The 13,809-nt window shown below is 59.6% G+C and carries 6 protein-coding genes; 3 read left to right on the forward strand and 3 right to left on the reverse strand.

From position 1 onward, the window contains the following. On the reverse strand, positions 1-204 hold a 204-nt coding region (locus WAW39_RS24505), incomplete at its 3' end, for a transposase (RefSeq protein ID WP_422321789.1). 258 nt (positions 205-462) lie between these two features. Here WAW39_RS24505 and WAW39_RS24510 point away from each other — a divergent pair. Continuing rightward, positions 463-2,844: a DUF1549 domain-containing protein gene (locus tag WAW39_RS24510; protein ID WP_422321790.1), complete on the forward strand. Its 2,382-nt coding sequence runs from the start codon at positions 463-465 to the stop codon at positions 2,842-2,844. A 558-nt stretch (positions 2,845-3,402) separates the two neighbouring features. Here WAW39_RS24510 and WAW39_RS24515 read toward each other — a convergent pair. After that, positions 3,403-6,924, reverse strand: a complete 3,522-nt coding sequence (locus WAW39_RS24515) for a DEAD/DEAH box helicase (protein ID WP_422321791.1) — start codon at positions 6,922-6,924, stop codon at positions 3,403-3,405. 141 nt (positions 6,925-7,065) lie between these two features. Between WAW39_RS24515 and WAW39_RS24520 the strand changes: the two genes are divergently transcribed. Together WAW39_RS24520 and WAW39_RS24525 are read left to right on the forward strand one after the other, a co-directional pair. Then, positions 7,066-9,708, forward strand: coding sequence for a DEAD/DEAH box helicase (locus tag WAW39_RS24520; RefSeq protein ID WP_422321792.1), 2,643 nt, complete (start codon positions 7,066-7,068; stop codon positions 9,706-9,708). Between the two features lie 8 nt (positions 9,709-9,716). Next, on the forward strand, positions 9,717-10,508 hold the full coding sequence (locus WAW39_RS24525) for a hypothetical protein (RefSeq protein WP_422321793.1): 792 nt from the start codon (positions 9,717-9,719) through the stop codon (positions 10,506-10,508). 19 nt (positions 10,509-10,527) lie between these two features. On the opposite strand, the gene WAW39_RS24530 is transcribed toward WAW39_RS24525, so the two are convergent. Continuing rightward, entirely contained in the window at positions 10,528-13,716 is a 3,189-nt protein-coding gene (locus WAW39_RS24530) for a PVC-type heme-binding CxxCH protein (RefSeq protein ID WP_422321794.1), read from the reverse strand. Positions 13,717-13,809: the final 93 nt, after the last annotated feature.

The following is a 13,809-nucleotide window of genomic DNA, read 5'->3' on the forward strand; positions in this document are numbered from 1 at the left end:
CCACACTCCAGCGCGCGCCAGCTTGCGATGCCAGCCGTAGAGCGTCTCCCACGGACCAAACTGGGGCGGCAGGTCGCGCCATGGCCCGCAATTGCGAAGGCGGTAAAACAAACCGTCGAGCACCAGAGCCATGGCAGCCTGTGGCCGGCCACCCTGTTTCACAACGCGACTTTTTTTAAGAGCCGCTGCTTGAGCGGCCCCCACCAAGAGAATCGTTGATTGAGCATGAGACTTGCCAGTGGCTCAAACTCACCGGGCGCACAATTTTTTTTCCTTCAAACTGGTTTTAAAACACTGCCTAAGCCACCGCACCTCGTTGCCTCAATGACGACGATTGTAATAGCAGAACCCCATGTTTTCCAAAAGTGGGGACCGCACTGAAGTTGTGCTTTTCCCAACTCATAGTTCTGGGACGACGTAGCCGTCTGCAACAGCAAGGCGTGATTCTGCGTTTCACCTCGCATGAGAAGCCTCCTGGCATGTTCAATGATCGTCACGTTTTGGCCTGGCACTCTCGCCCGGGCCGACACCGAAGTTTCCTCCGCCGCCGCCGAAATTGACGCGCTTCTGGCTCGGGACTGGGCGGCTAACAACTTGACGCCCAACGCCCCGGCGGATGACAATGTTTTCGTGCGCCGCATCTATCTGGATGTGGTGGGCCGGATTCCCACCGCGCGTGAGGCTGAGGATTTTCTGGCTTCCAGAGAAGAGGGAAGGCGGGCGGCACTGATCGACAAGCTCCTCGATTCCGAGGGCTATGTGCAGAACTACTTCCATTACTGGGCGGATGTGCTGCGTGTTCAATCCAAGGCCCAGCGAACAGGCCCCGCGTATGTTCATTTCGTCAAGGATGCCCTGCGCAGCAACAAGCCGTACGACATGTTCGTGCGGGAGATGATCGCCGGAGAGGGCAAGGCCTGGTCCGATGGTGCGATTGGCTACTACAAACGTGATCGTGGCATGCCCTTGGACAACACGGCAAGCACGGTGCGCGTCTTCCTGGGCACCCGCATCGAATGCGCCCAGTGCCACAACCACCCCTTTGACAAATGGACACAGAAGCAGTTCTACGAGATGGCCGCCTTCACCTATGGCGCGGAGATCAGAGACTACGGCGGCGGTGTCGCGGGCGGCATCAGCGACCTTGTGCGTGATCAAGGCATGGCCATTCATACCATGTTCAAAGAGCCTGAATGGCCCAAAAAAACGGCTGCTGAGGCCGAACGCCTCGCTTACTGGGCGGAGGTGGAGAAAGTGAGGCGGGCACGCCAGGAGGCTGAGGAGGCCTTGCACCAGGCTGAGCGTTTATTCAATCAGGCCCTGTATCGTGGCAACCCGCACTATCCCAAGGTGACCTTTGACGAGAAGCGCAAGCTCACTCTGCCAAAGGATTACAGGTATGATGATGCGAAGCCCAAATCCGTCGTCGAAGCGGCTGCCATGACGGGCCATGCATGTACTCCTCTGCCAGGTGAAACACGGGTCCAGGCCTACGCACGCTGGCTGGCGAATCCCGACAACGACCGCTTCAACAAGGTCGTGGTCAATCGCCTGTGGAAAAAGGCCTTCGGCCTCGCCCTCATCGAGCCGCTCGACGATCTCACGGACAATACCGTGGCGGTGAATCCCGAATTGTTGAGCCATCTTGAAAAGCTCATGGTGAGCCTGAATTACGACATGAAGGCGTATCTGCGCATCCTTTTCAACACGAGCACCTACCAGCGCCAGGCCTCCCAAGAAGAGCTGGCGCCCGGGACTGCCTGCCACTTCACCGGCCCGCTGCTGCGCCGCATGACCGCCGAGCAACTGTGGGACAGCTTTGTGACGCTGATCAACCCGAATCCCGACATGCTAAACATGACCGCCCGCGAATACTTGGAGCAGCGCAGGCTGGCGGTGGGAAAAATCGCCGATCCGGCTGAGACGCTCAAGAGCATTCAAGCGGCCGCCAAGAAGTACCAGGAGCAACCGGAAGGTCTGGAGGCCATGAAGAAGCTGATGGCGGAGGCCCACGATGAGGCCAAAAAATACCAATCCATCGCCGCCAAAGTCACCGGACCTGAAAAAAAGGCTGCCATCACCCGCGCTGCTGAGTGCAATGCGAAAGTTAAATCCATCAACCGTGAGATCACGGCCCTTTATAACAAGGCCCGCCGTACTGTCATGACGGACGTGATCATTCCCGGCCAAAAAAAGCTGTTCGAGAAGGTCACCGGCAAGCCCTTCGAGACCATTGCTTATGAACCCAATCGGGAGGTTCCGATTCAAGCCGCCCCCAGTGCCAGCATGCAGGCGGCCGGCGCTGCCAGCGACGAGCGCGCGATGGCCGCTGCTGGAGATGATGGCAAGATCAAGATGACCAAGACGGAGGTCGCCGAAGCTGAGATAAAGGTCTGGAGCGAAGAGGCCATGTACTATGCCATCCCCCGCAAGCAGTGGCGGGACTACTTCCGTTCGCGGGCCAGGCAGTCCCAGCAGTGGCTGCGCGCTGCGGAAATCGAAAGCCCCGCCCCACGCGGTCATTTCCTGCGCGAATTTGGCCAGAGCGACCGGGAATTCATTGAGAACAGCAACAGTGAAGCCTCCGTCCCCCAGGCTTTGGCATTGATGAATGGAGAGCTCCTGCCGCAGATCGCTGACCGCTACAGCCAGCTCATGCTCACCGTGGGCAGGGCCCGGTCTGCCGACGAAAAAATTGACGCCGCTTATATGGCCGTGCTTTCCCGCAAGCCCACCGCCAGGGAAAAAGACCTTTGCCTTCAGGCCCAGGACAAAGGCCTCAGCACCGTGGAGGACCTGATCTACGCACTGATCAACACCCGGCAGTTCATCTTCAATCAGTAAGTAACTGCCGTCGGCGTTCTCCCATCGAGCCAACCCTGCCAAGACTCAGCAGGCAAGATCGCCGGCGTTCGGTTGTAAACCTGGCGACTTGATCGTTCTGGGTGTTGATCAAAATCGAATACCTTCTTTGCACATCGTCGTCACAGCATCAATGCCGCGTCCTGTAGCTGGCCACGCCCCTATATGGACTGCGGTCGCGCAGTGAGGAACGAACGCAGCTGCCGCTTTCGACGGACTGGATGACGCTCGAGTGCCAGAAAATGCTCGAAAGCGGCAGCCGATGATTCTTCGCATGCCGGTCACCTTACGCACACCACAAGACGCCCGAAAGCAGCAGCCAGTGCCGAACACCCTGCAGAATGCCCCCCCCTCAAGCACCGCTCCGCACCGGGTCTGAAAGACCCACGGAGTCAGCTCAGGGCGCAGGAGCGGAGCGACAAGCCCTGGGTCTCATGAACCACCGCGCATCGTTCCTTCAGGAAGCGTCCTGAAGGGGCGCTGGAGCACGTTCTTCCGCTCCACCATACCGCCGTCCATGCCGAACATGGACGGTCTGCATTAGGCGACTTTCTCCGCCTCAATATCAAACAAGAAGTCGAAGTCTTCCTTCTCCAGCAGGTTGGTGAAGCCACCTTCGCCCAGCACATTGTTGACCATGAGGTTCTTCTTGTGCTGCAGGGTCATGATCTTCTCCTCGATCGTGCTCTTCGTCAGCATGCGGTAGGCCATGACGGGCTGCGTCTGGCCGATACGATGCGCTCGGTCAATCGCCTGGTTCTCCACCGCAGGGTTCCACCATGGATCGTACAGGATGACGTAGGACGCGGCGGTCAGATTCAGACCGCTGCCGCCGGCTTTAAGAGACAGCAGGAACACACTGGCGTTTTCATCTTCCTGGAAGGCTCTGACGATGCCCGCACGGTCCGTGCTCGCTCCGGTGAGCCAGTGGTAAGGCAGCTTCATTTCCTCCAGCTTCGTGCGGATGATCTTCAGCATGGAAACGAACTGGCTGAAGAGCAGCACCTTGTGGCCCTCATCATGCAGTCCCTGAATCACTTCCAAGGTCGAGGTGAGCTTGGCGCTCTCTTCATTCTCCGCCGTTTTGTCCACGAGACCCGGATGGCAGCAGATCTGCCGCAGGCGCGTCAGGGCTTGCAGAATGGCAAAGCGGCGACGGTTCACCATGTCAAAGCCGGAGCTGTTCAGCACCATGTGCTGCGCACGGGCCAGCTCTTCTTTGTAGAGCTCTGCCTGACGGCCGCTCATCTCGCTGAGCAGGTTTTCTTCACTGCGTGAAGGCAGGTCGCGGGCCACCTGGGATTTCGTGCGGCGCAGCAGGAACGGACGCAGACGCGCAGCCAGACGCTCTGAGGCACGCGGATCTTTGCGACGGTCAAAGTGGCGGTGGAAGTAGGCGCGCTCACCCAGGGCTCCGGGTGTGGCAAAGGTCATCAGACTCCAAAGGTCGAGCAGGCGGTTTTCCAGCGGCGTACCCGTCAGCACAAGACGGTTGTCCGCACGAATTTGGCGCGCGGCCTTGGCGGCCTTCGAGTCCGGGTTCTTGATGTGCTGGCCTTCGTCGAGAATCGCAGCAAGCCAGCGGACGGCAGCGAGTTCGCCATCAAAACCACGCATCTGCGCGTAGTTCATCACCACCACGTCGATCTGCGTCATCACCAGGTTCAGATCAAACAGATCGCGGTCATGCAGCACGAGCACCCGCAGATCCGGCGAGCCCTTCTTGAATTCCAGCGCCCAAACGTCTAGCACCGATTTCGGGCAGACCACCAGCACCGGCAGGTGCGGTCCGTCGACCTTTTTGCGTGAGCGCAGCCACAGCACCCACGTGATGGCCTGCAGAGTTTTACCCAGACCCATGTCATCCGCCAGGATGCCGCCGAATCGATTCGAGGTGAGGTAGGTCAGGAAATGGAAACCATCGACCTGATAAGGACGCAGCGTGACGTTCAACCCCTCGGGGACGTCAGGGCGCGCATCGAGCTTCGCCTCCTCCATGCGTTCCACGATCTTGCTCCAGGCCTTCGGATTGACGATCTCCGCGGCATTCTCCTGCGCGAGCTGCCGCCAGTGCAGACGGTGAGACTCGTCGCTGTTCTCATTGAGGTCGATGCCCAGACGGTCGAGCATCTCCTGCTGCTCATCGCTGAGCTCCAGCTTCACACGGCGCCAGCTGCCATCAGCCAGACGCACAAACTCGCCCTTCGCGGCGATGAGGCGCCGGATGTCGGCGGGTTTGAGGTCCATCCCTTCGATGTCAAAAACCAGACGCAGGTCCAGCCAGTCAATGCTGCCGGCCTGGGTGGCCTCGATGCGCACGCGGGCAATCAGCGGATCCGCAAGAATGGTCTGCAGGCTTTCATCCGTCTTCAGACTGACGTTCTCAGGGAGCTGCCCGGCCCAGGCATGAAACACATCCGGGAAGTCTTTCGCCATGCGCACGCGCCAGGCGTCATTCTCCATGTCCCAGGTGCGGCGCAGCTGGTTCATCAGCTCTTCGGCGTCGCGCAGGGCTCGGCGGTCGCGGCAGACGATGGTGTCGTCGTTTTCAGCCGTTTTTTTTTCATCCACCGGCTGCCAGCCGGAAAAGCGCAGCATCTCACGCACGCGCCCTTCACCATCGACCGCCTCGGCCTTGAGGGTGACAAACTCAGCTCCGCCGGAGTGCGAGGTCTTGGCCAGACAGGCGGCGGTGATGTTCACGTGCAAATCCTCGTGGCGCACACGGCTCTTGATCGCGTCGGGCACCGGGATGTCGATCTCACGCATGAAGGAGATGCCCTCTGCGGTGGCCAGCGCTTCCAGCGGCATGGTCACACTGGCATCAATGCGGGACTCATCATGCAGCCACACGGGGCCGCTGAACAAAGTGTCGGAACTCAGGTACAACGTCTGCACCCCGCGCAGAATGCGCAGCGGCAGTGGAGCGGGAGTACCGTCCGCTGTTTCAAGCTGCAGGGTCAGATTCAGCCCGTTCTCGCTCAGGCGCGCCACCCAGCTCAGAGGCTCGGCCGCACGCTGGAAAGGCACTTCATCCAGGGTGATCATGCGCTCCTGCAACGCGGGCTGTTGGAACAGCGTCGCGAGCCATAGCGCATGATGTTTGGATTCCAGTCGGAAAGAGTCGTTCCAGTTCTCATCGCTCTGCGACAAACAGGAAACCAGCAGCAGTTCCGAGCCGCCAGAAGTCACGATGCGTCCATCGCGGTATTCACGGCGCAGGTTGTCGAGCAGCGCGGCATCCACCGTGGTGTACGGGGACGGCGTTTCACCTTCAAGGCGCATCTGCAGGCGAGCATCATTCACCGTGATGAGCAGACGGAAGTCGCACACACGCGGCGGCTGACGGTGGGCCTGCCGGTCATCCTGACGTGAATCGATGAATTCACGAATGCGCTTCTGCCAGGTCGGCACCGTACTGGCGTGCCGCCATTCGCGCAGGGCTTCACGGGTGCCGTCGATGTCGGACATGCCGCGCAGGAAGGCCGGCACAGCGAGTCCTTTGTCAGCAAGCGCGAGCGCGATGTAGTTCCAGAACTCACGCAAGGTTTTGGGCGCTTCAGGCCACAGCGCAACGGGTTCCAGGCTCTGAATCGCCCACTTCGGATGCAGACGCACCATGTCCTGGTCAAAAATCTTGCCGGTGAGGCGCACACGTTCGTAGCGCTTCTCCATCTTGCTCAGATAATTCTCCTCATCAGGCGTGAGCGGACGCTCAAGCTTGGCAGTCAGCAGGTGCTCAAAGTCCTCTTCCTCCACCGGGATCATCGGCAGCGTGCCACGGGCCTCACGGCGCTGCACGGCCACCAGCGTGGTGCACAGGGCCAGATTTTCCAGTTCCTGATCGTCGTCCACGTCAGTCTCGCCGTGCCAGCCATGCTCGCCCCGCAGCCAGCGCACCTGGGCCGGGCGGTCATCCAGCCGAACCTCGGCCATCATTTCATCTTCCAGCAGTTCCAGTCCCCTCACGGCATCATCGTCTGCAAGGCGTTCCGCCTCCTGACGGGTGCGTGCATCGAACGGTCGGAGCAGAATGGGAAGGTCGGTGATGAGGCTGGACATGCGAGGAATTGAGGCCCACGCCGGTCAGCGGCGGGGGAACCGGAGCGATAGCATGGAGAGTGGCCTTTGGGAAACGAGGATTGCTGAATTTCCACATTCCCACTCCTTGTTTGACAACGCTTCCTCGTCCACACACATCCCATGCTCACCCCCGTCCTCACCCCCGCAGGTTTTCTTTCCCACGAAGGCGTGGCGGAATCGGCGGCGGAAAGGAAAATCTCTTCCGCCGGCTCTCCCATCGCCATTTTTCGAGTTTTGAGCACGGATTTGCTCACCGCCGAACTGGAGCCCCCCTGGAAATGGCTCCGGGAGTTTGCCCAGCAGTTCTTCACCCGCCTCTGCCAGACCAAGGATGCCCTGAGTATTCCCGCCCCCTCCCTGACCGACTTCATGGCCGCGGCACCACCCTTCGCTGGCGCGGAATACCTCACTCTGGAAGTCCTCGAACGCTGGTGGCACGATCTCGCCCAGCACATCAATCAATTGGCCACCAACGGCGTGGAGTCCTGGCTTCGCGAGGAATGCCCCGCATGGCATGTCGTCGGCCGCGTGACCTTCCACCTCGCCGAAAACAAGACCGACACCCAGCGCCCCTTCGCCTTCTTGGCCACCTTCACCGAAAAACTCAGCGCCACCGGCCAGCCACAGCACCTGCCATTGGCCCGTGCGCTCCAGCTTTACTCCGGCCAGAAAGATCAAACCGCCCTCAATGCCCTCCTGGCACCAGTCCGCACCGCCGCCGAGAAATCCAAACTCCTCCGAGAGTGGCTGGAAACAAAGCGCCTCTTTCAACCCATGGCCATGTCGCCTCAGGAGGCCTTTCGCGTATTGCGTGAGACCACAGTCTTTCAAGAGAGCGGCATCGTCATGAAACTCCCCGACTGGTGGCGCAGCGGCAAAGGCCCCCGCCCCGCCGTCTCCGTGACGATCGATGCCCCAAAAAAATCCTCCCTCCATGCCGGAGCCCTGCTCAACTTCAAAATCGCCGCCAGCCTCGAAGGCGAGCCCCTGACCGCCGCCGAATGGGAAAAACTCCTCAGCGCCGACACCGGCCTCGTCTCACTCCGCGGCCGCTGGATCGAGGTCGATGGCGCCCAACTCCAGGAGGTGATGTCGCATTGGGAAAGGGTTCAGCATGCCACCGGCGAAGGCGGCATCGGTTTCCTCGACGGAATGCGCATGCTCGCGGGCTTTGATCCGCGTTTGGCGGCCGTGGAGGAAGCGGGCACGGAAGCTGTCCATGACTGGAGTGACATCATTGCTGGTAAGAATCTCGCTGCCGTGCTCCAGCAGATGCGAGATCCCGCTGCGTCGCCAACTCCGTCCAATCTCTGCGCCACCCTTCGCCCGTATCAGCTCAAGGGTTTCGCTTGGCTGCAATTCATGACCCGACTTGGCCTCGGTGCCTGTTTGGCAGACGACATGGGCCTCGGCAAAACACTGCAAGTCATTGCGCTGCTGCTCGCACGGCAAACAGAGAAAAAAGCGCCCGGCTTGCTGATCGTTCCCGCCTCACTCGTCGGAAACTGGAAGGCCGAGGTGGCAAAGTTCGCGCCGGATTTAAAACTCTTCATAGCCCATCCGTCGCAAACCTCGCGCGAAAATCTTGATCACGCGGTGCAGCATCCTGCCGAAGCTCTGCGCGGGTGCGATGCGATGCTCACCACCTACCAATTTCTGCAACGCACCGAGTCATGGCAGCAGCACCCGTGGAGCGTCGTTATTTTGGATGAAGCGCAGGCGATCAAGAATCCGGGCAGCGCAAGCACGAAGGCTGTGAAGCGGTTGCAAGCCACCACGCGCATTGCTTTGACGGGCACACCGGTGGAGAACCGTCCCGGCGATCTCTGGAGCCTTTTCGACTTTCTCAATCCCGGCCTGCTCGGCGGTTCCGCCGCCTTTGCCGATGCGGTGAAACGCTGTGCCAAAAGCAGCGCAGGTTTTGCACCGCTGCGCAAACTGGTGCAGCCCTACATCCTGCGCCGCATGAAAACGGACCGCAGCATCATCAGCGACCTGCCCGACAAAATCGAAACCAAGGCCTTCTGCGGCCTCACGAAACGTCAGGCCACCATCTACGCAAAACTCGTCGATCAACTCGCCAAGATGCTCGCCGACAAGGAGATGGAACCCATCAAGCGTCAGGGCCTTGTGCTCGGCTTCCTGCTCAAGTTCAAACAAATCTGCAATCATCCAAGTCATTGGAACGGCGACGGTGCCTGGAACCCCGCAGACAGCGGCAAATTCACGCGGCTCGCGGAAATTTGCAGCGAACTCGCCGAGCGCCGCGAACGCGCGCTCATCTTCACACAGTTTCAAGAGACCTGCGATCCACTCGCCCGATTCCTCGCCACCGTCTTTGGCCGCGAGGGCCTTATCCTCCATGGCGGCACTGCCGTGAAGAAGCGCCCGCAGTTAGTGGAGTCCTTCCAACAGCCCGACGGCCCGCCCTTCATGGTCATCAGCGTCAAAGCCGGTGGCACAGGACTCAATCTCACCGCTGCCAGCCACGTCATCCACTTTGACCGCTGGTGGAACCCCGCCGTCGAAAACCAGGCCACCGACCGCGCCTTCCGCATCGGGCAGAAAAAGAACGTCATGGTTCACAAATTTGTCTGCCAGGGGACCATTGAAGAACGCATCGACGCCCTGATCGAAGAAAAGATGAGCCTCGCCCACGACCTGATCACCGGCGACGGCGGCGCCGAAAAACTGCTCACCGACATGGGTGCGGAGGAATTGCTGAGCTTGGTCGCTCTTGATGTGAACTCCGCTGTCGTGTAAAAAACTCCATGTGGTGGTCCTACCAAGATGTCGAAGAACAAAAAAAGCAGGTGCAGCGCGAGATCGCGAAGCGAAAGAAGCGTGGGGAAAAATTTGAAGTACTGCCGGCTCCAGCGGGACAGAAAAAACTGAGCACGACTTTCTGGGGACAGTCCTGGTGCCGCAATCTGGAGTCGTATCAGGACTATGAGTCGCGGCTTCCGCGTGGACGCAGCTACCTGCGGCAGGGTAAGGTGTACGACCTGAAGATCGAATCAGGCAAGCTCAGCGCGGTGGTGGCGGGATCAGAACTGTATGACACGAGCATCACCATCCAACCGCTGCCAAAGAAGCAGTGGCAGCAGATCGTGAAATCGAGCGCAGGGCAGATCGGCTCCATGCTGGATTTGCTCGCGGGAAAACTCGGAGATGGCCTGATGAAGGTGCTCACCGATCCCGACGAAGGCTTGTTTCCGAAGCCAAAAGAGATTCGCTTCATCTGCTCCTGTCCCGACCATGCGGACATGTGCAAGCATGTCTCCGCCGTGCTCTACGGAGTCGGGGTGCTGCTCGACACGAGACCGGAGCTGCTCTTCACCCTGCGTGGCGTGGATCAAGCCGAGTTGCTCTCCAATGCCAGCAGCGCCGCTATCACCGATCTATCCGCCTCTGAAGGTGATCTAGCCGGTGTCGATCTCTCTGCGATCTTTGGAATCGACCTGAGCACAGATATCGCGATTGAAGCGCCTCCACCTGCCCAAAAGAAATCCACGAAGAAAAAGGCAGTTAAGAAAGCAGCAAAAAAGGCGAAGAAAAGCTGACGACAGAAGAGCCCCCCCTTCACTTCACATGCATGACTCCGCGCATGATCACCCAGTGGCCGGGGAAGGTGCAGAGGTAAGGGTAGTCTCCGGGTGATTTTGGTGCGGTGAAGCGCAGGGTTTCAGTGGTGTTGGGATTGAGCAGCTTGGTGTGGTGCAGAATTTTGTCCGTCGGTGGGATGAAATCCTTTTTGATGCCATCGGGGTCCTTGGCCATCTCATTGCCAGCGAGTCCGATTTCTTCCACGCTGCCGGGCTGGCAGATGGCGAGGTTGTGGGCGGTGGCATCGGGATTGTTGAAGACGAGACTCACTGGCTGGCCGGGCTTCACGCTGAATTCGGTTTTGTCGAAGAGCATGCGCTCGCGCACGCAGTTGATGGTGATTTTGGCGACACCGGGTTGTTTATCGAAAGCGGTTTCTTCGACGGTCTTTTTCTTCTCGAAAGGACCGCGTTTGTAGGTGGCGGCGAAGGCTTCCATAAATGCGGCAATCTTCTCGTTCTCCTTGTCTTTCCAGTGCCGCGAGAGCGCCTCGCTGCCGAGCGCTGTGCGGACGGCGTAGGTCAGGTGTTCGCCCATGGGTTTGTCGAGAACCCCGAGCACGGCATCCAGCGCGTCCTGCGTACCGATGTAGCTTGCGGCGATGACGGCTTCCATGCGCACGAGCCCATTGTCGTCATTGGCGCGGGCCTGCAGTTGCGCGATGCGATCCGGCAGATCGACGTAACGCAGTTGAGTTGTCGCGGCAGCGCGTGCGTGATGTTCGTCGCAGTTGAGCAGTTCTTTGAGCAAGGCTGTGTTTTCTGTGCTGAGGGTGCGGTAGGTCCACAGGGCTTCGAGCTGATGATGGCGGAAGCGGGAATCCTTGGGATCGAGTTTTACCACCCAGGCATCCAGCGCGGTTTTGACCTCGGCGGCGTAGCGTTCATGCAGCTCGCGCTTGGCCTGGTAGCGCCAGCGGTAGTGCGGGCTCTTCAAAAGATCGAGCAGCGCGGGGATCGGTGCTCCGGCCACCGTGGGCGGTTCGGCGAGCTTAGCCCCCTTCGGCACGATGCGCCAGATGCGGCCGCTGGTGCGCAGGCGGCGAGGATCACGCAACGAGTATTGCGCGTGGCCTTTGATGGGATTGTACCAGTCGCAGATGTAGAAATCGCCACGTGGTCCGGCTTTAACATCGGTGGGGATGAAGCTGAGATTGGTGGAGAAGATGAGATCGCCGAGTTTCTTTTCCTCGTAGTGGTCGTCCATCTCGATCCACTGATGCATCTCGATGTTGTTCGTGGGTTTGTAGCGCGCCTTGATGAATCCGCCCTGCAGTTCCTGCGGCCAGAAATCGAAATCGACAAACTCCTGACCGCAGGTGCCGGAGTAAACGGGCATTTTGCCAGCACCGGGATGCTGTTCGGGATAGGGGGGATTCGTGGCGTGGAATGCGCTGGCGAAGATGGGATGGCTGGCCATGTGATGGCCCCAGTCGTCGAAGGTCACCCCCCAGGGGTTCGTGCTTGGGTAGCTGCCGAAGGTGCTCAGTTTTTGCGTGTCGGTGCGCAGGCGGAACCAGCCGGAGTTGTCGAGGCGCACAGGGCCGTAGGCGGTTTCAATTTGGGAGTGCAGGAAGATCGAATCGCGGATTATGAGATCGCCATCCGGACTCCAAACAAAATCGTGCAGCGCATGGTGGGAGTCCTCCGTGCCGAAACCCGTGAAGACCTGACGGCTGAAGTCCGCCTTGCCATCGCCATCCGTGTCTTTGAGAAAGGTGAGGTGTGGTTCATCGGAGACATACACACCGCCGTCGCCAAACTCGAAGGCCAGCGGGATGTGCAGATTGTTCGCCCACACCGTTGATTTATCGGCTCGTCCATCGTTGTCCGTGTCTTCGAGAATGATGAGGCGGTCCTTCGGCTCCTGGCCGGGGTAGAGATGCGGGTAGGCCTGCGAAGTGCTCACCCACATTCGACCCTGCGTGTCCCAGCGGATCTGAATGGGATTCGCGATTTCGGGGAACTGCTCTTCGCTGGCGAACAGGTTCACTTCGAAACGTGGATCGACTTTGAAAGCGGCGAGTTCATTGGCAGGTGTCATCCATTCATTCGCCCCTTTGCTTTCCTTGGTCTCGGGCATGGCCGGGACGTTGGAGTCATCGACTTTTTTACCGGCGAAGTTTTTGCCCTGCGCAATGGCCCAGATGCGTTGGTCACGGTTGGCCACCATGACATCAAAGCTCCGCATCGCGGGCAGGAAGTCGAGATAGCCGTAGTCTTTATTGCGGTCGCCCGTGTAGTAGAAGCCGTTCAGCGGCCGGTAGCGTTGGAAAAATTGCCGGTTCTTGTCTGCGATGGTCGCACGCAGCTCAGGCGTGGTTTCTGGGGCGCTGACTTCGAAGGTGGCGCGATACAGGGCCTCGCCGAATACCGCGTAGCCTTTGTCCTCAAGATGCACGCCGTTGAATGTGAGCCCCTTCATCGCTGGCAGCATCGGCTCAAACACATTGGCAAAGCCGACCTTCTGAGCGGCGGCGACTTCACTCATCGCCTGCGTGTAAGCGGCAAGCCGGGAGTTGTTCATGTCCGCCGCCGGGACACCGCTCACATTCTCATTGGCAATGGGAGACACCAGCACCACGCGCGGCGCTATCTTGCCGTTGTAGGCATGTGTCTTCAGTTCCTGCACCAGCGCCGTGAGCCGCAGCTTGAAATCCGGCAGCTTCTCCAGCCCGCCGAAGGATTCGTTGAAGCCAAAAGCCGCGAAGATCACATCCGCCTTCTGTGCATGCAGGTGCTGGTTCAGCGTGCCGAAATTCGTCGGGCGTGGCATCAAGTCCACCTCATCCGCCGACCACGCCAGCGTGCGCACCACGAGCTGTTTGTCCGCATGCCCTTTCAGCAGCATTGCCTCGAAATACGGGAACTGCGACCCACGATCAAACAGCGTGTTGCCGATGAACACCACATGATCCCCCTTTGCCAGAGACAGCGGTAGCGCTGTATCCACGGCCGCTGTCACCGGTGGCAGCGGCGCGGATTTCTCCTCCATGTAGTATTTGGCCAGCGCCGGGTCCTCAGGAGGCGCAGGCTTTCCTGTGTCCGTGTTCTTCGCGTCCAGCGGATTCACAGCCATGGCAGGTTTGCGGGCCGGCGTTTTCGGCGCGTCTGCAGCGTAAGCGAGGGTCGCCAGAGCGAGAAGGAGAGCGGCGGGCTTGATCATAAGGTGGAAGACTTGGATGAACGCACGGATTCACCTCACATTGCGGTGCAAAACCGGACAACGAAGGATGCTGGCTGCAAGGCTCTCAAGAGG

This window comes from Prosthecobacter sp., from assembly GCF_049294395.1.
Classification (GTDB): domain Bacteria; phylum Verrucomicrobiota; class Verrucomicrobiia; order Verrucomicrobiales; family Verrucomicrobiaceae; genus Prosthecobacter.